Origin of the sequence: Polynucleobacter sp. JS-JIR-II-c23 (assembly GCF_035011225.1) — a bacterium.
GTDB lineage: Bacteria > Pseudomonadota > Gammaproteobacteria > Burkholderiales > Burkholderiaceae > Polynucleobacter.
Genome location: NZ_JAYGQT010000001.1, coordinates 1,113,544 through 1,136,446, shown reverse-complemented (window position 1 = coordinate 1,136,446; position 22,903 = coordinate 1,113,544). Strand labels below are relative to the sequence as shown.

16 protein-coding genes and 4 tRNA genes are annotated in these 22,903 nt (G+C 45.8%); 15 read left to right on the top strand and 5 right to left on the bottom strand.

The features are described 5' to 3' along the window. Positions 1–7: 7 nt before the first annotated feature. From lon to VC159_RS05785, 3 genes are all read left to right on the top strand, one after another. The gene (lon, locus tag VC159_RS05795; RefSeq protein WP_215356775.1) at positions 8–2,440 is read left to right on the top strand and encodes an endopeptidase La; all 2,433 of its coding nucleotides are present in this window, start codon (positions 8–10) and stop codon (positions 2,438–2,440) included. 106 nt (positions 2,441–2,546) lie between these two features. Further along, positions 2,547–2,622 (top strand) — tRNA-Val (locus VC159_RS05790). Between the two features lie 109 nt (positions 2,623–2,731). Next, on the top strand, positions 2,732–4,195 hold the full coding sequence (locus tag VC159_RS05785) for a peptidylprolyl isomerase (RefSeq protein WP_323473055.1): 1,464 nt from the start codon (positions 2,732–2,734) through the stop codon (positions 4,193–4,195). A gap of 22 nt (positions 4,196–4,217) precedes the next feature. Here the strand turns inward: VC159_RS05785 and VC159_RS05780 are convergent, their stop codons facing one another. Then, a complete protein-coding gene (locus VC159_RS05780; RefSeq protein WP_323473054.1) occupies positions 4,218–4,883 on the bottom strand; it encodes an arylesterase in 666 nt (221 codons plus the stop codon). A gap of 2 nt (positions 4,884–4,885) precedes the next feature. Here VC159_RS05780 and VC159_RS05775 point away from each other — a divergent pair, with 2 nt between their 5' ends. The 4 genes from VC159_RS05775 to VC159_RS05760 all read left to right on the top strand — a co-directional run bounded on the left by VC159_RS05775 (position 4,886) and on the right by VC159_RS05760 (position 11,840). Then, the gene (locus VC159_RS05775; protein ID WP_323473053.1) at positions 4,886–5,560 is read left to right on the top strand and encodes an ABC transporter ATP-binding protein; all 675 of its coding nucleotides are present in this window, start codon (positions 4,886–4,888) and stop codon (positions 5,558–5,560) included. Positions 5,561–5,581: 21 nt separating this feature from the next. Continuing rightward, on the top strand, positions 5,582–9,619 hold the full coding sequence (gene purL, locus VC159_RS05770; protein WP_323473052.1) for a phosphoribosylformylglycinamidine synthase: 4,038 nt from the start codon (positions 5,582–5,584) through the stop codon (positions 9,617–9,619). Then, positions 9,564–10,394 carry a spermidine synthase gene (locus VC159_RS05765; RefSeq protein ID WP_323473051.1) on the top strand — a complete coding sequence of 277 codons (831 nt, stop codon included), beginning with the start codon at positions 9,564–9,566 and terminating at the stop codon, positions 10,392–10,394. The genes purL and VC159_RS05765 overlap by 56 nt, the downstream gene beginning before the upstream one ends. A gap of 85 nt (positions 10,395–10,479) precedes the next feature. Then, a protein-coding gene (locus VC159_RS05760; protein WP_216265204.1) for an IS3 family transposase occupies positions 10,480–11,840 on the top strand; the annotation gives its coding sequence in 2 pieces (ribosomal slippage) (positions 10,480–10,939 and positions 10,939–11,840; 1,362 coding nt in all). 84 nt (positions 11,841–11,924) lie between these two features. On the opposite strand, the gene VC159_RS05755 is transcribed toward VC159_RS05760, so the two are convergent. Both VC159_RS05755 and VC159_RS05750 read right to left on the bottom strand, forming a co-directional pair. After that, complete coding sequence (locus tag VC159_RS05755; RefSeq protein WP_323473050.1) at positions 11,925–14,510, bottom strand: bifunctional aconitate hydratase 2/2-methylisocitrate dehydratase; 2,586 nt, start codon at positions 14,508–14,510, stop codon at positions 11,925–11,927. A gap of 175 nt (positions 14,511–14,685) precedes the next feature. Beyond that, positions 14,686–14,874, bottom strand: coding sequence for a superinfection immunity protein (locus VC159_RS05750; protein ID WP_215356781.1), 189 nt, complete (start codon positions 14,872–14,874; stop codon positions 14,686–14,688). 111 nt (positions 14,875–14,985) lie between these two features. On the opposite strand from VC159_RS05750, the gene VC159_RS05745 reads away from it, so the two are divergent. Genes VC159_RS05745 through ftsB form a run of 4 tightly spaced genes read left to right on the top strand, consistent with a single transcriptional unit; the run spans position 14,986 to position 19,174 of the window. Further along, positions 14,986–16,647 carry a CTP synthase gene (locus VC159_RS05745; RefSeq protein ID WP_072582413.1) on the top strand — a complete coding sequence of 554 codons (1,662 nt, stop codon included), beginning with the start codon at positions 14,986–14,988 and terminating at the stop codon, positions 16,645–16,647. A 9-nt stretch (positions 16,648–16,656) separates the two neighbouring features. Continuing rightward, a complete protein-coding gene (gene kdsA / locus VC159_RS05740) occupies positions 16,657–17,520 on the top strand; it encodes a 3-deoxy-8-phosphooctulonate synthase (RefSeq protein ID WP_323473049.1) in 864 nt (287 codons plus the stop codon). Positions 17,521–17,561: 41 nt separating this feature from the next. After that, positions 17,562–18,848, top strand: coding sequence for a phosphopyruvate hydratase (gene eno, locus VC159_RS05735; protein ID WP_215322172.1), 1,287 nt, complete (start codon positions 17,562–17,564; stop codon positions 18,846–18,848). A gap of 20 nt (positions 18,849–18,868) precedes the next feature. Next, positions 18,869–19,174: a cell division protein FtsB gene (gene ftsB / locus VC159_RS05730; protein WP_323473048.1), complete on the top strand. Its 306-nt coding sequence runs from the start codon at positions 18,869–18,871 to the stop codon at positions 19,172–19,174. A gap of 4 nt (positions 19,175–19,178) precedes the next feature. Here ftsB and VC159_RS05725 read toward each other — a convergent pair whose 3' ends face one another. After that, the gene (locus VC159_RS05725; RefSeq protein WP_323473047.1) at positions 19,179–20,144 is read right to left on the bottom strand and encodes an Hsp33 family molecular chaperone HslO; all 966 of its coding nucleotides are present in this window, start codon (positions 20,142–20,144) and stop codon (positions 19,179–19,181) included. Between the two features lie 65 nt (positions 20,145–20,209). On the opposite strand from VC159_RS05725, the gene gltX reads away from it, so the two are divergent. From gltX to VC159_RS05705, 4 genes are all read left to right on the top strand, one after another. Continuing rightward, positions 20,210–21,607 carry a glutamate--tRNA ligase gene (gene gltX / locus VC159_RS05720; RefSeq protein WP_323473046.1) on the top strand — a complete coding sequence of 466 codons (1,398 nt, stop codon included), beginning with the start codon at positions 20,210–20,212 and terminating at the stop codon, positions 21,605–21,607. Positions 21,608–21,685: 78 nt separating this feature from the next. After that, a tRNA-Ala gene (locus tag VC159_RS05715) sits at positions 21,686–21,761 on the top strand. A gap of 32 nt (positions 21,762–21,793) precedes the next feature. Further along, positions 21,794–21,869, top strand: a tRNA-Glu gene (locus VC159_RS05710). A 52-nt stretch (positions 21,870–21,921) separates the two neighbouring features. Beyond that, a tRNA-Asp gene (locus tag VC159_RS05705) sits at positions 21,922–21,998 on the top strand. A 36-nt stretch (positions 21,999–22,034) separates the two neighbouring features. Here the strand turns inward: VC159_RS05705 and VC159_RS05700 are convergent. Next, positions 22,035–22,889: an alpha/beta hydrolase gene (locus tag VC159_RS05700; protein WP_323473045.1), complete on the bottom strand. Its 855-nt coding sequence runs from the start codon at positions 22,887–22,889 to the stop codon at positions 22,035–22,037. Positions 22,890–22,903 lie beyond the last annotated feature (14 nt).

The window sequence follows — 22,903 nt, the reverse complement described above, 5'->3', positions numbered from 1 at the left end:
TTGCCCCATGCCTGGCCACTTATTGTTACCCTCTGAACCAATTCAACTACCTTTGCTCCCATTGCGGGACGTAGTTGTGTTTCCTCATATGGTGATCCCGTTGTTTGTGGGTCGCCCAAAATCGATTAAAGCCCTCGAGGCTGCCATGGAAACTGGCAAAAATGTTCTTTTGGTAGCCCAAAAAACAGCGGCTAAAGATGAGCCCGTTATTGAGGACCTCTATGAGGTGGGCTGTATCGCCAATATTTTGCAGATGCTCAAGTTGCCTGATGGCACTGTCAAAGTACTCGTTGAGGGTGTGCAGCGCGCAGAAGTCAGTCAAATTGAAGATAGTCTGGGTTACTTCAATTGCGAAGCAACGCCAACTGCTATCAATGCAATTGATGCGCATGAAACCGAAGCCTTACGCCGCGCAATCATGGCGCAGTTCGATCAATACGTAAAACTCAATAAAAAAGTACCTCAAGAGATTCTCTCTTCTCTCGGTGGCATAGATGATCCAAGCCGCTTGGCTGACACCATCTGTGCGCATCTACCTGTGAAGCTAGAGCAAAAACAGCGCTTACTTGAAATGATGGATGTTGTACAGCGCCTGGAAAGCTTGTTGGCTGATCTGGAGAGTGAGATTGATATTCTGCAGGTTGAGAAGCGTATTCGTGGACGTGTTAAGCGTCAGATGGAAAAGAGTCAGCGCGAGTACTACCTCAATGAACAGGTAAAAGCGATTCAGAAAGAGTTAGGCGAAGGCGAGGAGGGTGCTGATCTCGAAGAGCTCGAGAAGCGCATCAAGGCTGCACGCATGCCTAAAGAAGCATTGAAAAAGGCGGAATCAGAACTTAAGAAGCTCAAGTTGATGTCGCCCATGTCTGCAGAGGCAACGGTCATCCGCAACTTTATTGATACGCTGGTAAATCTGCCTTGGAAGAAAAAAACCAAGATCAATAACGACCTTACTAATGCTGAGAAAGTATTGGACGAAGATCACTATGGTTTGGATAAGGTCAAAGAGCGTATTTTGGAGTACCTCGCAGTTCAACAGCGCGTTGATCGTGTCAAGGCTCCGATTCTTTGTTTAGTCGGCCCTCCTGGGGTTGGTAAAACTTCTTTAGGTCAATCTATTGCGCGTGCGACCAATCGAAAATTTGTCCGCATGGCCTTAGGTGGTGTGCGTGATGAATCTGAGATCCGTGGTCACCGTCGTACCTATATTGGTTCGATGCCAGGTAAGATTTTGAGTAGCCTCACTAAGGTGGGCGTTCGTAATCCTTTATTCCTTCTTGATGAAGTAGACAAGATGGGTATGGATTTCCGCGGAGATCCAGCCAGTGCCTTGTTGGAGGTTTTGGATCCAGAACAAAATCACACCTTCCAAGATCACTATGTAGAAGTTGATTTTGATCTATCAGATGTGATGTTCGTGGCTACCTCAAACTCCTTGAATATTCCTGGCCCATTGTTAGATCGTCTTGAGATTATTCGCCTAGCTGGTTATACCGAGGACGAGAAAACCAGCATTGCCGTGAATTATTTGATTCCTAAACAAATCAAAAATAATGGCTTAAAGAAGGACGAGCTCAAGATTGAAGATAGCGCAGTTCGTAACATGATTCGTTACTACACGCGTGAGGCTGGCGTACGTTCTTTAGAGCGTGAAATTAGTAAGATTTGTCGTAAGGTTGTAAAACTATTGCTCTTGAAAAAAGAAGCAGCTCCAGTCGTTGTGAATGCGGACAACTTGGAGAAATTCTTATCGGTACGCATGTATGACTTTGGTCTGGCTGGTAAAGAAAATCAAGTTGGTCAGGTGACCGGTTTGGCTTGGACTGAAGTGGGTGGCGATTTGCTCACCATCGAAGCTGCTGTGATGCCAGGTAAGGGCGTTATTACCCGAACTGGTTCCATAGGCGATGTCATGAAAGAATCCGTTGAAGCTGCTAGAACAGTAGTTCGCTCCAGATCTAAACGACTTGGCATTACGGATGAAGCTTTTGAGAAGAAGGATATTCATATTCACTTCCCTGATGGCGCAACACCTAAGGATGGTCCATCTGCCGGTATTGCGATTACGACAGCCTTGGTATCTGTATTTACTGGGATTCCGATTCGTTCAGATGTTGCGATGACAGGTGAAATTACGCTTCGTGGTGAAGTATTGCCTATTGGCGGATTAAAAGAGAAACTTTTGGCTGCTCATCGCGGTGGCATTAAATTAGCCTTAATTCCCGAAGAGAACGTCAAGGACCTGATTGATATTCCCGACAACGTCAAAAATGCAATCGAAATTATTCCGGTTCGCTGGATCGATAAAGTGTTGGAGCTGGCTTTAGAGCGTATGCCTGAAGCTCTGCCAGATCCTACGCCCGAAGAGTTGGCTAAAAAGGCTTCAGAAGCTAGTAAAGCAAATGAAAAGGGTGCGGCCGCAGACGTTCTTAAGCACTGAAAATAGGGCGATTTTTCGTTAAATCCTCCTCGTCGTTAGAGGTCTGTTTAGCGGAAAATCCACCCAAAACCCACGCTTAGGTTACAATCTCAGCTGTAATAATTTGGGGCGCTTAGCTCAGTTGGTAGAGCGTCTGCCTTACACGCAGAATGTCGGGAGTTCGAGCCTCTCAGCGCCCACCAAACTATTACCTACTTTTGTCTTCCTTAGCCTACTCAGGCATTTCAACACCCATCAGCGCAGCGCCTAGTACACTCGTGGTATTCATCTTTTTTACTAGCGAACTTTTACATGTTTGATACCGTCCGTAAGCACCAGCGAATTCTTCAGTTTGTTTTAATGCTTTTGATCGTCCCATCCTTTGCCTTCTTTGGAATTTCTAGCTATTCCAGTTTCTTGGACAAAGAGACTGACATTGTCAAAGTTAACGGCAAACCTATTACTGCTCAAGAAGTGGATTCAGCTGCTAAACATCAAGCTGAGCGCGTTGGTGGAAATGCGCAGATTGCTCAAAGCCTCCAATTTAGACAAGCAATTTTGAATGAGTTACTGCAACAACGCATCCTTGGGTTTGCAGTCAGCAATTTGCGTTTACAAGTTGGGAAAGAAGCCCTCGTGAAGAGCTTGCAAAATATTCCGCAAATTCGCGCGCTATACAAACAAGATGGTAGTTTCGATGATGCGCGCTTTAAACAGCTCTTGGCTAGCAATGGCTTAAATGAAGAGCAGTTTTATGCGAGTCAGGCTTTTGATTTAAAAATCAGTCAATTGGTGAACTCCGTAGCCCGTACGGAAATCGCCAGTCCAAAATTATCTGAAATTGTTTCAACCCTTTATGAGACTGAGCGTCAAGTTCAGACCCTATCCTTTGATGCAAAAGATTATTTAAACAAGGTAAATCCTTCCCAAGAAGACCTCCAGGCCTTCTATACCGCCAACACGAAGTTATTTGAGAGTCCGGAGTATGTGGATGTCGAGTACATCGTTCTCAAGGCCGATCCAAAGGAGGATGCGAAAGTATTTAGCGAGAGAGCGGATCAATTTGCCAATATGACTTATGACCAGTCGGATAGTCTCAAGCCGGCTGCAGATAAATTAAAGCTCAATATTCAAACCCAGAAGGGTGTAACGCGTTCTGGAGCAATTGGTGTTGGAAAAGATCACCCGCTAGCCAATCCAAAGGTAGTTCAATCCCTGTTTGGCGATGAAGCAGTGAAGAACAAACGCAATATTGAAGCTGTACAAACCTCTCCAGGCGTTTTTGTTTCGGCAAGAGTAGTTGTTTTCCATCCTGCTCAAACTTTGCCTTACAAAGATGTTGCCGCTGAAGTGAAGCGTCAAGTAAGTCAACGCATGGCTGAAAAACTTGCCGTCAGCGCTGCAGCAGATCGCTTTACGGCATTAGAAAAAGACCCGAAGAGTGGCACCGGCTTTGCTAGTCCTATTTGGGTTTCTCGGAATAAGCCTGCAAATTTAGTAGGTGGAGCTTTAGATGAGGTGATGTCCGTCAATCCTGATAAATTCCCTGCGCTGGTTTCTGTTCAAAATCCAGGGGTTGGTACTATTTTGTATCGCGTTGATCAGACAAGGCAACCTGGAGGTATTGATACCAAGGTTCATAAGGCACAAGCGCAACAAATTCAAGCGTTGGCAGCCCAGTCTGAATTTGCTGGCTTTATGTCTTATTGGCGCGATGTTGCTGGGGTCAAGATAATCAACCCACTGAAGCTGCCATCATCTGGTTCGGGCAGTTAAGCTGTATCGCTGAATTACTTATTTACTTAAGTAGTGCTTGATATGGGGCCATAGCGCCCCATACGTTTTTAAAGAGAATGGCTTGCGCCTTTTCGTTCGGATGCATGCGATCCGCTTGAAATAAATTGATATCAGAGGCAACGTTCTTTAGAAAAAACGGCACAAGTTCAACTTGTTCCTGGCGAGCCAGCTTGGGATATAGCTCCTGAAATTGCTTGGTGTAGTCTTGTCCATAATTGGGTGGAATCTGCATTCCAAACAGTAGAACTTTTGCTCCTGAGCTTTTGCTTAATTGAATCATTTTGCGAAGATTTCTATTTGACTCTTGGATTGATAGGCCGCGTAATGCATCATTTGCTCCAAGTTCTAAAAGGACAATTCCCGGTTTCCTTTGTTCCAGTAGTTTTGGTAATCTAGATAGGCCTCCAGAACTGGTTTCCCCGCTAATGCTGGCGTTAAAAACAGTCCAAGGACTAGCCTCTTTATGAAGTTGGTCCTCCAGGAGTTTTACCCACCCAGTGCCGCGCGTCAATCCATACTCTGCCGAGAGACTATCTCCCATAACCAAAATAACGGGATTAGTCTGAGCCTGTGTGCTAAGGGGAATAAACAGGCAAAATAGGGAGCTTGCCATCAATATGGCCTGCAATTTTTTACTCAAGAAGTTCAACCAAATATATTGATTCATTTATGAGTATTCCAGTCAAGGTCCTTAGCGCAATACATCTAGGTAAAGAAGTTTTATCTAGCGATGGATCATTAACTATTTTGCACGACATTAGCTTTGATGTCTTTGATGGCGAAAGTGTTGCTATTACTGGCGCGTCGGGTTCTGGGAAAAGTACTTTGCTCGGTCTTTTAGCCGGCTTAGATACCCCCTCTAGTGGGCATGTTGAATTGGTTGCCCAAAATCTCAATCAGCTTGACGAAGATGGGCGGGCGAAATTACGAGGGCAAAAGGTAGGCTTTGTATTTCAATCCTTCCAATTGCTACCTCATTTAACAGCCCTTGAAAACGTCATGCTGCCGGCCGATCTAAATGGGATGGGGATGGCTAAGGAAAATGCATTGGCCTGCCTAGAACAGGTGGGTTTAAGCGAGCGAGCCAACCATTTCCCCAAGACCTTGTCTGGCGGAGAGCAGCAACGGGTAGCGCTAGCTAGGGCCTTCATCATGAAGCCAGAGATTTTATTTGCTGACGAGCCCACGGGCAGTCTGGATGAGGTTAGCGGAAATCGGGTTATTGAGCTGCTTTTTGAGCTAAATCGAGCCAATCATTCCACCCTTATTTTGGTCACCCACGACCAAGCCCTGGCTGATCGGTGCCAGCGGCAATTACACCTTCAAGGCGGTCGATTGCTGTAGGCAAAACCTTATAATCTAGGGATGTCTTTTTTCCACTTTTTGCCCGGCGCTGATGCGCTTTCCCCCTTCCGCCAGCAGCGACTTTTGGCTGCTTTGGCTGCTCAAGGGGTTGATCTTGAGTCCATTGAAGCTCAATACCTTCATTTCATATGGTCAGAGGCTTCGCTAAAAGCCAAAGACCAAGAAGTCATGGCTAGTTTGTTGACCTATGGCGAGCCATTTCATTCAAAAATACATCCAGGAAAATCCTGGTTCGGAAGTAGCAAGAACGAGAATCAAGGTGCCATTGTTATTCCGAGGTTTGGAACACTTTCTCCATGGGCCAGTAAGGCCACAGATATCGCTCGTCAATGTGGATTAGATGTATTGCGCATTGAGCGTGGCGCTCAATTTTCATGGAAGAGCAAGAAAGCGCTGACACCAGAGCAAAAGCAATTGGTGCTTGCTGCGGTCCACGACAGAATGACTGAAGCAGTGATTGATTCAACTGACGCCGCTAATGCTTTATACCAATCACTGGAAGACAAGCCGTTAACACGTATACCGGTAATGACTGAAGGTCGGGCTGCTCTCGATAAAGCAAATCAAGAATTAGGTCTTGCTTTGTCCGATGACGAGGTGACATACCTAGTTGAAAACTTTACTAGACTCAAGCGCAACCCATCAGACGTTGAGCTAATAATGTTCGCACAAGCAAACAGTGAACACTGTCGCCATAAGATTTTTAATTCCAGCTGGACAATTGATGGGGATGATCAAGAGCGATCTTTATTTGCCATGATCCGCAATACTCACCAATTAAAACCAGAGGGAACGATTGTTGCGTATTCCGACAACTCTGCAGTTATGGTTGGCTGCGAAGCGGAAACCTGGGTTCCCCAAGGTAAAGATCAACGCTATGAAAAAGATACGCGCTTGGTCCACACCCTTATGAAGGTGGAGACTCATAATCACCCGACTGCGATCGCTCCTTTTCCTGGCGCATCTACAGGTGCGGGCGGTGAAATTCGTGATGAGGGTGCCACTGGTATAGGCGGACGTCCTAAAGCTGGCCTTACCGGTTTCTCAGTATCTAATTTAAATATTCCTGGCACAGATCTTCCTTGGGAGAATCTGAAATATGGCAAGCCTGAGCGCATTGCTACACCTTTACAAATCATGATTGAAGGGCCGCTAGGTGGCGCTGCTTTCAATAATGAATTTGGCCGACCAATCTTGGGTGGTTACTTCAGAGTCTTTGAGCAAACATTAGATGGCACACGTCGCGGCTATCACAAGCCCATCATGATTGCCGGCGGTATAGGAAGCATTGATTCAATCCATACCGAGAAAAAAGCAATTCAAGCGGGACACCTATTAATTCAATTAGGTGGTCCAGGTATGCGAATCGGTATGGGCGGTGCTACAGGTAGCTCTGTTGCAACCGGGACAAACACTGCTGATCTTGATTTTGATTCCGTACAACGTGGCAATCCAGAAATGGAGCGTCGCGCACAAGAGGTTATTAATGCCTGCCGCGCTCTGGGTGATCGCAATCCAATTGTGTCCATACATGATGTGGGTGCGGGCGGCATATCCAATGCATTCCCCGAACTTGCAGATGGGGCTGGATTGGGTGCTTCATTCAAACTTCGGAGCGTACCGCTAGAAGAGAGTGGCATGAGTCCTGCAGAGATTTGGTGTAATGAATCTCAGGAACGTTATGTTTTGGCCATTGATGAAAAAGATTTAGATCTATTCAAATCATTTTGCGAACGTGAGCGTTGTCCTTTTGCAGTAGTTGGTGAGGCAACCGCAGAACGTCAACTCAAATTAAGCGACTCTAATCAGCCGCCATCTACCGATGCTGCGCTGCCAATTGATATGCCGATGGAGGTTTTGCTTGGCAAGCCACCGAAGATGCATCGTAATGTTGAGCGCCTCTCTCAAGAGTTTAAAGAATTGGATGTAACGGACGCTGATCTGGCGCAATCAATAGCCTGGGTCTTGCAGCAACCCACCGTAGCAAGTAAATCATTCTTGATTACGATTGGTGACAGAACTGTTGGCGGTCTTAATGCTAGAGATCAGTTTGTTGGTCCATGGCAAGTTCCAGTAGCTGATTGCGCCGTAACTCTGATGGATTACAAGGGATATCGTGGTGAAGCTATGTCCATGGGTGAAAGAACCCCATTAGCCGTTATTGATGCGCCAGCTGCTGCACGTATGGCAGTAGGTGAGGCGATTACCAATCTCTTGGCCGCAGATATTGTCAATCTCGAAAGCGTAAAACTTTCTGCAAACTGGATGGCAGCATGCGGTGCACCTGGTGAAGATGCAAAACTCTATGACTCCGTTAAAGCTATTGGTATGGAACTGTGTCCTGCACTTGGAATATCGATTCCAGTGGGCAAGGATTCTTTATCTATGTCTACGGCATGGCAAGATGGTGATGAAGCCAAGAAAGTAGTCGCACCTGTCTCATTAATTATTTCCGCTTTTGCATCTGTGCTAGATGCTCGTAAAACATTGACCCCACTGCTTCAATTGAAGAGTAAGGACGGATCTCCACAAGAGACTGAGCTGATCTTGATCGACTTAGGGCGTGGCAAGAATCGTATGGCGGGAAGTATCTTGGCTCAAGTACTTGATCAGTCCGGAAAATCAGCGCCTGATATTGATCATCCAGAAGATCTCAAGTCTTTAGCTGCTGCCATTATTGAGCTGCGTAAAGAAAATAAGCTTTTGGCCTATCACGACCGTTCTGATGGTGGGTTATTTGCTGCTGTTGCTGAAATGGCTTTTGCCTCCCACTGCGGAATTTCACTCAACGTAGATATGATCGCCATGGACGCTGGGCAAGAGCCTGATTATGGTGACGCCAAGAATTGGGCGCAACAGGTTTCCGGTCGCCGCCATGAGCAAACCATGCGGGCTTTATTCAATGAAGAGTTGGGAGCAGTAATTCAGGTTCGCAAAGAAGATCGTGATGCAGTATTCGCCGTATTGAGAAAGTTGGGCTTAAGTGCTCATAGCCATGTCATCGGCAAGCCCAATACCAACGGCCGTATTGAAATTTGGCGCGATGCTAAAAATATTTTTGCTGAGCCGCGTGAGGTACTTCAAAAGATCTGGACTAATACTAGCTATCAAATAGCGCGTTTACGTGACAATCCCGCCTGTGCTGATAGTGAATTCTCGCTCTTTGACAATATTGCCGATGCGGGCATGAATCCTAAACTCACATTCAATCCTTCTGAAGATATTGCAGCGCCATTTATTGGCAAAAATGCACGCCCTAAAGTTGCTATTTTGCGAGAGCAGGGCGTTAACTCCCATGTTGAAATGGCGTACTCCGTTAATTGGGCTGGATTTGATAGCTATGACGTCCATATGTCTGATTTACTTAGTGGTAAAGCTAACTTAGAAGACTTTAGGGGCCTAATAGCCTGTGGTGGCTTTAGTTATGGAGACGTATTGGGAGCTGGAGAGGGTTGGGCTAAAACAATTTTATTTAACCAACAGCTCCGAGACCAGTTTTCTAAGTTCTTTGAGCGTCATGACAGCTTTGCATTAGGTGTTTGTAACGGTTGCCAAATGATGAGCAATCTCTCAGGAATTATCCCTGGCGCAGAAGCATGGCCTAAATTTACACGCAATCAATCAGAGCAATATGAGGCTCGCTTGGTGATGGCTGAAGTAATGGCTTCACCTTCAATATTCACTCAAGGCATGGAAGGCAGTCAGATACCGATTGCCATCGCTCACGGTGAAGGATTTGCCAATTTCAGTCAACAGGGCAGCTTAGAGCAGATTCAAAAGCAAGGCTTGGCCTCATTCCGCTTTGTAGATCATCAAGGTAACCCTACAGAAACCTACCCAATGAATCCAAACGGATCCCCCAATGGTTTAACTGGGGTCACGACACCCGATGGTCGTTTTATGGTCATGATGCCTCATCCCGAGCGTGTATTTAGAGCTGTACAGATGAGCTGGTGTCCGCCTGAATGGTTGGATACCCCTGATGGGGCTAGCCCTTGGCTACGCTTATTCCGCAATGCCCGTCGTTGGGCGAATTAAGTTGTCTGCTGATGGATTAATGGAGCCAGTCACTTTTTCTGAAAGTGGCGGCGTTCGTTATCTTCACTTTGGCACCGACTCTATTCAGGGTGCGATGCGTATTCGTGATCCTGACGAGATTTATTTAGAGTACAACCAGCAGATGATGGCCTGGCTATTATTTTTGGAAACTAAGCCCGGAATGCGGATAGCCCAGCTAGGTTTAGGTACTGGCGCATTAACTAAATTTCAACATCGATATTGCTCGGCCGTGAAAACTACCGTAGTGGAGTTCAATCCTGCTGTAATTGTTTCTGCGAGATCGATGTTTTTTACACCTGACGATGATCGCCGATTGGAAACCTTGCAAACTGATGCAAAATTATTTGTGAAGAATAAAAAGTATCAAGAATGCTTTGATGCTGTTCAGGTTGATTTGTATGATGCAATTTGCGATGGTCCTGCGGCAAGCTCTTTGGATTTCTATAAAGGTTGCTACGATATTCTTAGAGGGCCTGGTGTCATGACGGTGAATTTATTCTCACGACACAAAAGCTTTGATCTAAACCTTAAGAATATCTGTGAAGCTTTTGATAACAGAGTGCTCTTATTTCCTGAATCCCATGATTGCAATGTTGTGGCGATAGCATTTAAAGGGCCCAAACTCGAAGCGGAGTGGAAGGATGTCTCGAAACGGGCAAAATTGATTCTTGAAAAAACAGGACTTCCTACCAATAAATGGGTCTCGGGCATAAGTCGGGAGAACGCCCGACAAGAAAATAAGCTCTCGATCTAATATTGCGATGCAAATAAAAAAGGCGATCGTTTTGAACTGACCCACAAAAGTTGGACATCAAATCCAACTCAAAAGGGTCAGCCTCATGTCCAAATACAGCAAAGACTTTAAGCTAGAAGTCATTCATCACTATCTGTCAGGTAAAGAAGGATTTACCGCAACGGCAAAACGGTATGGCGTTAAATTTACCTATGTCCGCACATGGGTTCATGCCTTTAAAGCTCATGGTCAAAAAAGTCTAACCAAGACTTACACTCATCACCCCAGTGCCTTTAAGCTTGCCGTACTCAAGGTAATGGCGCAAGATCAGCTCTCCATTAATCAAGCGGCAGCCCACTTTAATATCGCCTCTCCCAGCACTATCTCCGTATGGCAACGCCTCTACAATGAAGGCGGTATTACAGCCCTAGAACCTAAACCCAAGGGACGGCCACCCATGTCAAAACGAAGTGAGATCCAAGCACTCCTAGCTAAACCTTCAGAGCAGCTTACGCATGAAGAACTCTTGCTGAAGTCGCACTATTTAGAGGTGGAGAACGCTTACTTAAAAAAGCTCGAAGCCTTAGCTCAGCAAAAGTACTTGGCAAACAAGAACAGGTCCAAGTCGTCACCGAGTTAAGGCAGCAGTACCCTTTGCAAACTATCCTAGGCATTGCCAATATGGCCAGGAGTGTCTACTACTACCAGCTAAGTGCTAGTGCTAAAGTCGACCCCTATCTGGATGCTAAGACTCAAATTGGCGCAATCTACCATCGCCACAAGGGCTGCTATGGCTATCGGCGAGTCCATTTAGAGCTGAGCAACCAACATCGTTACCTTGATCCCAAGACCGTACAAAAGCTGATGGGGCAACTAGGGCTTAAATCCCTTGTTAGACCTAAACGCTATCAGTCCTATAAAGGCGGTATTGGTAAGGTAGCACCCAACTTATTAGAGCGTAACTTTGCGGCCAGTAAACCCAATCAGAAGTGGGTTACTGATGTGACGGAGTTCAACATCAGGGGTGAGAAGGTATACCTCTCGCCGATCTTAGATCTTTATAACCAAGAGATCGTCTCCTATGAGATTAGCGATCGGCCACAGATTAGCAGCGTCATGCAGATGCTCCAAAGCGCATTTAAACAACTGGGACCAAAAGACAAACCCATGCTGCACTCAGATCAGGGCTGGCAATATCAAATGGGGTTTTATCAACAGGCTATAAAGAAACAAGGCATTACTCAAAGCATGTCTAGAAAAGGTAACTGCTTAGACAACGCAGTGATGGAAAACTGGTTTGGGATTATGAAAACAGAGTTCTTCTATCGGAAGAGGTTTGAAAGTATCGAATCATTTAAAACGGAGCTTAAGGAATACATCCACTACTACAACCATGATCGGATCAAACAAAAACTAAAGGGATTGAGCCCGGTTCATTACCGAACTCAATCCCTTCTGGTAACCTAATTAAACTGTCCAACTTTTGTGGGTCAGTTCATTTGATCGCCTTTTTTATTTCTCAACCTATTGCTAGGTTGAAGGAATTGCATATTACACAGTCACAGTATCCGCAACATCGCTAAATGACTTGAGCTTATCAAAACTCATGTATTTATAGACATCACCAGCTTTAGCATCGAGTGCCTTCACTTGCTCTAAATACTCAGCAGGTGTAGGTAGGCGACCCAAGAGGGCGGCAACAGAAGCCAATTCAGCAGAAGCCAAATACACGCGAGTGTCGATACCCAGGCGGTTAGGGAAGTTACGAGTAGAAGTCGATACAGCTGTTGAGCCCTTGCGGATCTGTGCTTGATTACCCATGCAAAGTGAGCAGCCTGGGCTTTCCATACGGGCACCAGCTGCGCCTAACATGCCGTAGTAGCCTTCTTCCATCAAGACCATGGCATCCATCTTGGTTGGAGGCGCTACCCATAAACGGGTTGGCATATCTTTCTTGCCTTGTAACACCTGACCAGCTGCACGGAAGTGACCAATATTGGTCATGCATGAACCGATAAATACTTCATCAATCTTATCGCCAGCTACTTCAGATAATACTTTCACATCATCTGGATCATTAGGGCAGGCAAGGATAGGCTCTTTGATTTCATCGATATTGATTTCGATGATCTCTGCATAGTCAGCATCCGCATCGGCTTTGAGAAGTTGTGGATTAGCAATCCAAGCCTCCATGGCTTTAATGCGGCGACCAAGAGTACGCTTATCTTCATAACCATTTGCAATCATCCACTTCATCAAGGTGATATTTGATGTCATGTATTCGATGATTGGTTCTTTGTTCAAGTGAACTGTACAACCACCAGCAGAACGTTCAGCGGAAGCATCAGACAATTCAAAGGCTTGCTCAACCTTTAGGTCAGGTAGACCTTCAATTTCAAGAATGCGGCCAGAGAAAATATTCTTCTTGCCTTGTTTCTCAACAGTCAACAACCCCTTTTTGATTGCATATAAAGGAATTGCATTTACTAGGTCACGTAAGGTGATGCCAGGTTGCATCTTGCCTTTAAAGCGGACCAATACAGACTCAGGCATATCCAATGGCATTACACCTGTTGCTGCGGCAAAGGCAACTAAACCTGAACCAGCAGGGAAAGAAATGCCGATTGGGAAACGAGTATGGCTATCGCCACCAGTTCCACAGGTATCCGGGAGGAGTAAGCGGTTCAACCAGCTATGGATCACGCCATCACCTGGTCGCAAGGCAACACCACCACGATTGGTCATGAATGGTGGCAATTCATGTTGAGTGCGGATGTCTACAGGCTTTGGATAAGCCGAGGTATGACAGAACGACTGCATTACGAGATCGGAAGAGAAACCAAGGCAAGCCAAGTCTTTCAATTCATCGCGCGTCATTGGGCCTGTTGTGTCTTGTGAGCCAACGGTAGTCATATGCGGCTCGCAATAAGTACCAGGACGTACGCCTTGTCCTTCTGGTAAGCCACATGCTCGGCCAACCATCTTCTGAGCCAAGCTAAAGCCCTTCTTGTTGTCGACCGGATTAACCGGTAAACGGAATTCAGTAGAAGCAGGCAAGCCCAAGGCAGCACGTGCTTTAGCGGTTAAGCCACGACCAACGATTAAAGGGATACGTCCGCCAGCGCGTACTTCATCCAGAATGACCGGCGACTTCAATGTAAAGGTAGTGATTTCCTTGCCGTTTTTAAATACTTTTCCTTCGTACGGGCGAAGTTCAATCTCATCACCCATATTCATTTGAGAAACATCTAATTCGATTGGCAATGCTCCTGAATCTTCCATTGTGTTGAAGAAGATCGGGGCAATATTGGTACCTAAGCACACACCACCAAAACGCTTGTTGGGTACGAATGGAATATCTTGACCTGTCCACCAGAGAACAGAGTTTGTTGCAGATTTACGTGATGAGCCTGTACCAACTACGTCTCCAACGTAGGCAATTTGATTGCCTTTTTTCTGGAGAGCAGCAATTTGCTTCATCGGACCACGAACACCACTCTCATCTGGCTCAATGCCAGGACGGGGGTTCTTGAGCATGATGGTTGCGTGCAGCGGAATATCAGGGCGGCTCCATGCGTCAGGCGCAGGAGAAAGGTCATCGGTATTAGTTTCACCCGTTACCTTGAAAACAGTTAACTTCATGCTTTCTGGAACTGCAGGGCGGCTAGTAAACCAGTCCGCATTGGCCCAGCTTTGCATTACCGCTTTAGCATTTGCATTGCCTTTCTCAGCAAGCTCTTGGACGTCATTGAAATAATCAAACATCAAGAGTGTTTTCTTGAGCGCTTCTGCAGCAGCAACACCGCACTCGGAGTCAGATAAAAGCTCTACTAAAGGTTTGATGTTGTAACCACCCAGCATCGTGCCCAAAAGTTCAGTAGCACGTACGCGGGAAATTAATGGGGATTTTTCTGTACCTTTGGCAACAGCATCTAAGAACTCAGCTTTAACTTTAGCTGCATCGTCAACACCAGCAGGAACGCGGTTGGTGATTAATTCAAGTAGCTCAGCTTCCTTACCAGCAGGTGGGTTTTTCAGCAACTTCACCAGTTCAGATGTTTGATCCTTGGTTAAGGGCAGGGCTGGAATACCGAGGGCTGCGCGTTCAGCGGCTAGGGCGTTATAGGCTTCTAACATTATGTTTCCTATGAGGTAAAGGTGATCAATAGAAAGGCCAAAAGGGAATTCTCTCCCGTTTTGCCAAATTATAGTTGCTAAATCAAGTCTTATATAAGAGTTTAAACCCTAAAAAATCGGCAAATTAACCGAAATTAGGGCTTTATTTAGACCCATGACCTGAAAAATGGGTCAATTACACAACTTGCTCTTCTTTGAGGGCCCAAACCAGTGCCACTACCCAGCCAATCAGGGACCATCCTAAAAATAGGTTTAAGGCAAAAATAGCCCCTGTATTTGCCCTTTTTTTGTGAAATGCAATAGCAAAAGGGAGGAAATAAAAGAGGGAAAGAATAGTGATTAATATCGCAAATAAAAGGCGCATAGGTATTAAATCATTAGATTTGGGTGGATAAGATCCTATATTAACGATTTTGAAATTCCCCCGCCCCTGATGGCTATCGTTATAATTACTTTTTCCAACAGAGCTTAAGCGATGACCAAATACGTTTTTGTCACTGGTGGTGTGGTTTCTTCTTTAGGGAAAGGAATCGCAGCTGCCTCGCTTGCCGCGATTCTTGAATCCCGCGGCCTGAAAGTCACCCTCCTAAAATTAGACCCTTATATCAACGTTGACCCGGGCACTATGAGCCCACTCCAGCACGGAGAGGTTTTTGTAACCGAAGATGGTGCTGAGACCGACTTGGACTTGGGTCACTATGAGCGCTTTGTTTCTGCAAAGATGCGCAAAAGTAATAACTTCACCACTGGCCAGATTTATGAGTCAGTTATCAGCAAAGAGCGTCGCGGTGAGTATCTTGGAAAAACAGTCCAAGTGATTCCGCACATTACAAATGAAATCCAAGCTTTTGTAGAGCGCGGCGCTAAAGCTAGTCATGATGGCAAAGCAGATGTTGCTATTTGCGAAATCGGCGGTACCGTTGGTGATATCGAATCACTACCGTTCTTAGAGGCTGCAAGACAGATGAGCTTGCGACTGCCTTTGCATGATTGCGCTTTTGTTCATTTGACTCTCGTCCCTTATATCCATAGCGCCGGCGAGTTAAAAACTAAACCAACGCAACACTCTGTTCAGAAGCTTCGTGAAATTGGCATCATGCCGACAGTATTGCTCTGTCGTGCTGACCGACCAATTCCTGAAGATGAGCGTGCAAAGATATCTTTGTTCTCAAATGTTCGTGAAGAGGCGGTGATTTCAGTTTGGGATGTAGACACAATTTATAAGATTCCTGAAATGCTCCAAGCCCAAGGCATGGATGATTTAATTTGCCGTCAACTAGATCTCAAAGCCAAGCCAGCAGATCTTTCTGTTTGGGCTAATCTAGTTTATGAAATGGCAAATCCACAACATGAAGTGACCATTGGTATGGTTGGCAAGTATGTGGAGCTAACGGAGTCATATAAATCACTGATTGAGGCTTTGCGTCACGCCGGCATTCATACGCATACTCGCGTCAATATTAATTACATTGATTCCGAAGTCATTGAAAAAGATGGCATTGGATGTCTACAAAATCTCGACGCTATCCTGGTTCCCGGTGGCTTTGGTAAGCGTGGCACTGAAGGAAAAATTGCTGCCATTCGTTATGCACGTGAAAATAACGTTCCTTATTTAGGTATTTGCTTGGGTATGCAATTGGCCGTAATAGAATTTGCAAGACATGTAGCGAACCTCACGAAAGCAAATAGCACCGAATTTGATCCTCAGTCTGAACAGCCTGTTGTTGCCCTGATAACCGAATGGTTGGACAGAGAAGGGCGAGTAGAGAAACGCACTAACGACTCTGATTTGGGCGGCACTATGCGTCTTGGGTCGCAACGCTGTCCAGTTAAAGCTGGAACCTTAGCCCATCGCATTTACGGTCCTGAGGTAAATGAGCGTCATCGTCATCGTTATGAAGTAAACAATACCTACGTACCTCAGCTGGAGAAATCTGGTTTGATTATTTCAGCTAGAACCCCTAATGAAGAGTTGCCAGAGATGATGGAATTACCAACATCTATGCATCCTTGGTTCTTCGGTGTGCAGTTTCACCCTGAATTTACTTCAACACCACGGGATGGACACCCTTTGTTCTCAGCCTTTATTAGCGCTGCACTTGAGCACCAAACAGCCGCTGAAAAGCAGGCTGCATAAAGGAAGAATATGAGCGCATTTAAGTTGTGTGGCTTTGACGTTGGTCTAGATCATCGCTTCTTTTTAATTGCTGGCCCCTGTGTCATTGAGTCCGAGCAATCAGCTATTGATATTGCGGGTCAATTGAAAGAAATTACTTCTGCTCTAAAGATCCCCTTTATCTACAAGTCATCGTTTGATAAGGCCAATCGTTCATCAGGAACGTCTTTCCGTGGTTTGGGTATGGATAAGGGCTTAGAGATTTTGGCTAAGGTTAAAAAGCAAGTTAACGTTCCGGTGCTTACAGATGTTCATGACATCAGCGAAATTACTGCCGTAGCTAGCGTTGTAGATGTATTGCAGACTCCGGCATTTTTATGCAGACAAACCGACTTCATTCGTGCCTGCGCTCAAAGTGGCAAGCCCGTGAATTTTAAAAAGGGTCAGTTTCTTTCACCCCATGAGATGCTCAATGTTATTGAGAAGGCTCGAGTAGCTGCTGCTGAAAAAAATCTTCCAGATCAATTTATGGTTTGCGAACGTGGAGCCTCCTTTGGCTACAACAACCTGGTTTCAGATATGCGTAGCTTGGCAATTCTGCGGGAATCTAACGCGCCAGTAGTATTTGATGCTACTCATTCAGTTCAATTGCCTGGAGGTCAAGGCAACTCTAGCGGCGGTCAACGTGAATTCGTACCCGTTTTGGCGCGTGCTGCTGTAGCAGTCGGCATTAGCGGCCTATTTATGGAAACCCATCCTGATCCAGCAAAAGCATTATCCGATGGACCGAACGCTGTTCCTTTGGATCGCATGAAAGACCTGCTCGAATCTTTGGTAGCTATCGACAGCGCTGTTAAATCATCCGGAATTTTTTTAGAAGACAGCTTTAAGTAAATTACTACAACCCATTTCATATTGTTTTAAGGAGAAGGTGCATGAGCGCCATTGTTGACATCATCGGTAGAGAAGTTCTGGATTCACGCGGCAACCCAACGGTTGAGTGCGATGTTTTGCTTGAGTCAGGCGTTATGGGTCGTGCGGCCGTACCTTCTGGAGCTTCCACAGGATCTCGTGAGGCAATTGAGTTGCGCGATGGAGACAAGACACGTTACCTAGGTAAAGGCGTTCTCAAGGCTGTTCAAAACATCAATATTGAGATTGCAGAATCCATTCTTGGGCTTGATGCTAGTGAACAAGCTTTTCTTGATCGCACCCTGATTGAATTAGATGGTACCCATAACAAAGCACGCTTAGGTGCAAATGCAACGCTTGCGGTTTCTATGGCTGTTGCTAGGGCAGCAGCTGAAGAAGCAGGTCTACCCTTATATCGTTATTTTGGCGGCTCTGGCGGTATGCAGTTGCCAGTACCTATGATGAATATCGTGAATGGCGGTGCTCATGCCAATAACAGTTTGGATATTCAAGAATTCATGGTGATGCCAGTTGGCGCCGAAAACTTCCGTGACGCACTTCGCTGCGGTGCAGAGATTTTCCATGAGCTCAAAAAGATCTTAGGTGCTCAAGGTATGCCGACTACTGTTGGTGATGAGGGTGGTTTTGCGCCAAACTTCAAGAGTAATCACGAATGCTTGCAGACCATCATGAAAGCAATTGAGGGTGCAGGCTATACGGCAGGCGAAGATGTTCTATTGGCCCTAGATTGCGCTGCTAGTGAGTTCTACAAAGATGGCAAATATCACTTGTCAGGCGAAGGCCTACAATTAAGCTCAAGTGAGTTCTCTGATTACCTTGGTAACTTGACAGACCAGTTCCCAATCGTCTCGATTGAGGATGGCATGCATGAAGGTGACTGGGATGGTTGGGCTGACATTACCAAAAAGCTTGGTAAGAAAATTCAATTGGTTGGTGATGATTTATTTGTTACAAACACCCGCATCCTCCAAGAGGGAATAGACAAAGGCATTGCCAACTCTATTCTGATTAAGATTAATCAGATTGGCACTTTGACAGAAACGTTTGCTGCTATTGAGATGGCTAAGCGCGCAAACTACACTGCTGTGATTTCCCATCGCTCTGGCGAGACCGAAGACAGCACCATTGCAGATATTGCTGTTGGCACTAACGCAGGTCAAATTAAAACCGGTTCTTTATCTCGCTCTGATCGCATTGCTAAATATAACCAGCTGTTGCGTATTGAAGAAGATCTGGGTGATGTGGCAACTTATCCAGGTAAATCTGTTTTCTATAACCTCAAACGCTAACTTAGAGTTCTTAATAGCTTATGCGGATCGTCATCTACTCCATGCTGGTATTGCTAATAGCAATCCAGTACCCACTTTGGCTGGGTAAGGGTGGATGGCTAAAGGTTTACGAGATGGAGCGACAAGTAGAGCTTCAAGAGGCTAAAAATAGTCTCTTGGCTCTTCGCAATGCCAAGCTATCTGGCGATGTTAAAGACCTGAAAGACGGCACTCGCGCCATCGAAGAGCGGGCCCGTGTTGAGCATGGCTTAATTAAGGAAGGTGAGTTTTTCGTGCAAATCTTGCCAGCGGATAAGACATCAACCTCCCAAACCACAAAACAGTAACTTTTTAATGACCGCTAGATGGCGGCCTTGTAGCATCACTCAATAAATCAGTTTTAAATACCTGTAGGCAATCAACCACATCAAAGCGGTATGGTTTTGCACAGAAATCACAGACGGTTTCCACGGCTCCTTGCTCTGCAAGAATGCCTTGAACCTCTTCTTCACCAAGCATTCGCAAGATATCCGCAACCTTAGTACGTGAACATCTACAAGCAAAACGAATTGGGCGAGCAGGGAAGCTGCGTACACCGTTTTCGGCGGACTCTTCTAAAAATAAACGCCTCAAAATAGTCTCTGGTGGAAGCGTTAACAGCTCTTCATCAGTAATTGTTTCACCAAGCGTTTGAATACGTGACCAGCCTTCAGCAGCAACCTGCGGATCTAGATGTGCATGACCCCCAGAATTTGGTAACCGCTGTAGCAATAAGCCGCCAACATGGGTATCGCTGGAAGTAAGCCAAATGCGTGTGTCTAATTGTTCGGAGTTTTGCATATACAGGGCTATAGCCTCTGCAGCGCTGGTGACCGGCTTAATGACTGCGCCTTGATGATCTTGTAGCGCTACGATGCCTTGGTAGGGTGCCTGTCCTGGCTCACGGTCTGCTGGATCTAAGGTGATCACCAATCTTCCGCTGCCACTAACATCCAGTAGATCGGCCAAGGTTGCGTCGGGCATTATTTCAGAGGGGTCTACTGAAAGCTTGACTGTAGCCCTCATGGACAAGTCAGACTTACATTCCACAACCAGAAGCTGTATAGGACCCTTGCTTTGCGCTTGAATGATTAGGGTCCCATCAAATTTAAGGCTGGCACTTAGAAGGGTAGCTGCACCAACGAAGTCGCCTAGTATCCGACGGACGGCAGGGGGGTCATTACGACGCTCTAGAACAGCCTGCCAGGCACTTCCAATTGACACAATTTCCCCACGAACTGGGGCGCCATCGCACATAAAGACTAGTAATTCATTCATAGGGCAAAGTATCCACTTTTTTTCGGTTTTAGTCACAGTAAGCCTGACCTGAGATAATGTGATTTATGCATATTCGTACACGTTTCGCCCCAAGTCCCACGGGCTTTATTCATCTGGGAAATCTTCGCAGCGCTCTGTATCCATGGGCCTTTGCACGCCACAATAAAGGCGACTTCATTCTTCGTATTGAGGATACTGACCTTGAGCGTTCATCGCAGGAAGCAGTAGACGTCATCATCGAAGGAATGGCGTGGCTCGGCCTTGATTTGGATGAAGGTCCGATCTATCAGATGCAGCGTATTGATCGATATCGTGAAGTAGTAAAACAAATGCTGGATTCTGGATTGGCCTATCCGTGCTACATGAGCGAAGAAGAGCTCAATAAACTCCGTGATCAGCAAATGGCAAATAAAGAAAAGCCGCGCTATAACGGACTTTGGAGACCTGAGCCTGGCAAAACATTGCCGCCTGTTCCCGAAGGTGTAAACCCAGTAATCCGTTTTAAGAATCCAATTGGTGGGTCAGTAATTTGGAATGACGCCGTCAAAGGTCAAATAGAAATTAGCAATGATGAGTTGGATGATTTGGTTATTGCTAGACCAGACGGAACGCCTACCTATAACTTTTGCGTAGTGATTGATGACATGGATATGAACATCACCCACGTTATTCGGGGTGATGACCACGTCAATAACACCCCTAGACAAATTAACATCATGAAGGCGCTTGGTGGAACCCCGCCTGTCTATGCCCATTTGCCGACCGTCCTCAATGATGCCGGTGAAAAAATGAGCAAGCGTAACGGTGCGATGAGTGTGAGAGATTATCAAAAGGCAGGTTACCTACCTGATGCAATCCTGAATTACCTGGCACGTTTAGGCTGGTCTCATGGTGATGCTGAGGTATTCACTAAAGAGCAATTTGTCGACTGGTTTGATTTGGAAAGTTTAGGTCGCTCACCAGCGCAACATAATCCAGAAAAATTACTTTGGTTAAACCATCAATATATTCAGAATTCGGAACCAGTCAAACTAGCAGCTGCAACTAAGCCATTTGCTCATGAGATGGGCATAGATACAGAATCCGGCCCAGACTTTGTTCAGGTAGTTGGTTTATTAAAAGATCGCGCAAATACTTTGATTGAAATTGCAGAGGGGGCTAAGCTGTTTTATTTGCCCGCTCCCAATTTAAGCCCAGAGCAAATCAAAGAAAATATTGCCGAAGCAGTTATTCCTGCATTGAAGGATTTGATTGAAGCTATTTCAACTGCTGAGCCGACTAAAGAAGCTTATGCGGCTGTTTTTAAGCAAATATTGGCAAAGTACCAAATCAAAATGCCAGCATTAGCAATGCCAGTTCGATACGCATTATTTGCCACTACGCAGACCCCAGCCATTGATTCCGTATTGGTTGTTTTGGGCAAGGAAGAAGCTGTCAAAAGGCTTTCTAAGGTTATCCAATAGAGAATTTGCGCAACTGCACAAAAATAGGATAAAATCTTGGATTGTTTTAGATGTCTTGTAGTTTTATTGCGGGATTTCGGGGGTATAGCTCAGCTGGGAGAGCGCTTGCATGGCATGCAAGAGGTCAGCGGTTCGATCCCGCTTATCTCCACCAAGCATTTAAAATAGTTTTACGTAGTAGTCCAAGTCCCCATCGTCTAGAGGCCTAGGACATCACCCTTTCACGGTGAGTACGGGGGTTCGAATCCCCCTGGGGACGCCAGATTCTTCTGGTAGAAGTAAAGTTGTATCATGTTGTGTTACGCGATGTATTTGGAGCGGTAGTTCAGTTGGTTAGAATATCGGCCTGTCACGCCGAGGGTCGCGGGTTCGAGTCCCGTCCGTTCCGCCAAGACAAATTGAAAGCCCCCTTAATCGGGGGCTTTTTCTATTCGTAGCCAGCTCTTAATTTAAGAACTTTGCGGTTTTCACTGGTTGCTGGAGCAATTTGATGCCGCTCAACTGCGCTAGTTTGTGCGATGAAGTTCAGCACTTCGTTAAGAACAATTTCACGTTCGTTATCGATCGTCACGATATGGTAACTATTTCCCAGCCATATAACGCGGCGCACCTCTGATTTGCAATGCTCAAGTATTTCTTCTGCTGACCATACTGAACACGTATCGTCCTCCACGGACTGAATTAAGAGCAATCTACATGTAAGATTTTGTAGGTTATTTTTGGCGCTAGACATAAGACCCTTGGCCTCATGAAGATGGCGCGCTGAAATTGAGGCTGCACCTACCTCAGAGACTTTGGAGGTTTTAAACTTTTCGCTAATGCGGCGACGCAAATCAATATTCTTGACACCAAAAGGCTCTCGCTCCGAGTATTCCCATTTGCGCACGCCAAAAAAATAGAAAAAATCGAGAATGGGTCTATAAAACGGCACAGACCAGCCATCATATTTAAGAACAGGCGACATTAGCACTAGAGAGGAGATATCCGTTCTTTGCGTAGCCACTAGGGTTGCCAATGTAGCGCCCATGCTAATTCCCGCCAAATTAACTGTCGAGTAGATTTCCTTCTGCGCGTCAATAATTTGATGGAGTTCCTGAACCCAGCCACCATATTTGCTTGCGGGACCTCCAAACAAAAAACCTGGAATCTCTGGAATCAAAACATCATGACCGGCGACCTCAAGAAAGCGGGGTAGTTGTCCAAGCTCTAAGCCGCTGCCATTAAGGCCGGGGATAAGAATGGTGAGATCCTGCTTGGAGTGAGAAATAACTGGCTCTAACATCGAAATATGGGCTT

Excerpts from the sequence above, each read along its gene's own strand:
- lon (WP_215356775.1), top strand. The coding sequence starts at position 8 with ATGCCTGGCCACTTATTGTTACCCTCTGAACCAATTCAACTACCTTTG.
- VC159_RS05785 (WP_323473055.1), top strand. The coding sequence starts at position 2,732 with ATGTTTGATACCGTCCGTAAGCACCAGCGAATTCTTCAGTTTGTTTTA.
- VC159_RS05780 (WP_323473054.1), bottom strand. The coding sequence starts at position 4,883 with ATGAATCAATATATTTGGTTGAACTTCTTGAGTAAAAAATTGCAGGCC.
- VC159_RS05775 (WP_323473053.1), top strand. The coding sequence starts at position 4,886 with ATGAGTATTCCAGTCAAGGTCCTTAGCGCAATACATCTAGGTAAAGAA.
- purL (WP_323473052.1), top strand. The coding sequence starts at position 5,582 with ATGTCTTTTTTCCACTTTTTGCCCGGCGCTGATGCGCTTTCCCCCTTC.
- VC159_RS05765 (WP_323473051.1), top strand. The coding sequence starts at position 9,564 with ATGGGGCTAGCCCTTGGCTACGCTTATTCCGCAATGCCCGTCGTTGGG.
- VC159_RS05755 (WP_323473050.1), bottom strand. The coding sequence starts at position 14,510 with ATGTTAGAAGCCTATAACGCCCTAGCCGCTGAACGCGCAGCCCTCGGT.
- VC159_RS05750 (WP_215356781.1), bottom strand. The coding sequence starts at position 14,874 with ATGCGCCTTTTATTTGCGATATTAATCACTATTCTTTCCCTCTTTTAT.
- VC159_RS05745 (WP_072582413.1), top strand. The coding sequence starts at position 14,986 with ATGACCAAATACGTTTTTGTCACTGGTGGTGTGGTTTCTTCTTTAGGG.
- kdsA (WP_323473049.1), top strand. The coding sequence starts at position 16,657 with ATGAGCGCATTTAAGTTGTGTGGCTTTGACGTTGGTCTAGATCATCGC.
- eno (WP_215322172.1), top strand. The coding sequence starts at position 17,562 with ATGAGCGCCATTGTTGACATCATCGGTAGAGAAGTTCTGGATTCACGC.
- ftsB (WP_323473048.1), top strand. The coding sequence starts at position 18,869 with ATGCGGATCGTCATCTACTCCATGCTGGTATTGCTAATAGCAATCCAG.
- VC159_RS05725 (WP_323473047.1), bottom strand. The coding sequence starts at position 20,144 with ATGAATGAATTACTAGTCTTTATGTGCGATGGCGCCCCAGTTCGTGGG.
- gltX (WP_323473046.1), top strand. The coding sequence starts at position 20,210 with ATGCATATTCGTACACGTTTCGCCCCAAGTCCCACGGGCTTTATTCAT.
- VC159_RS05700 (WP_323473045.1), bottom strand. The coding sequence starts at position 22,889 with ATGTTAGAGCCAGTTATTTCTCACTCCAAGCAGGATCTCACCATTCTT.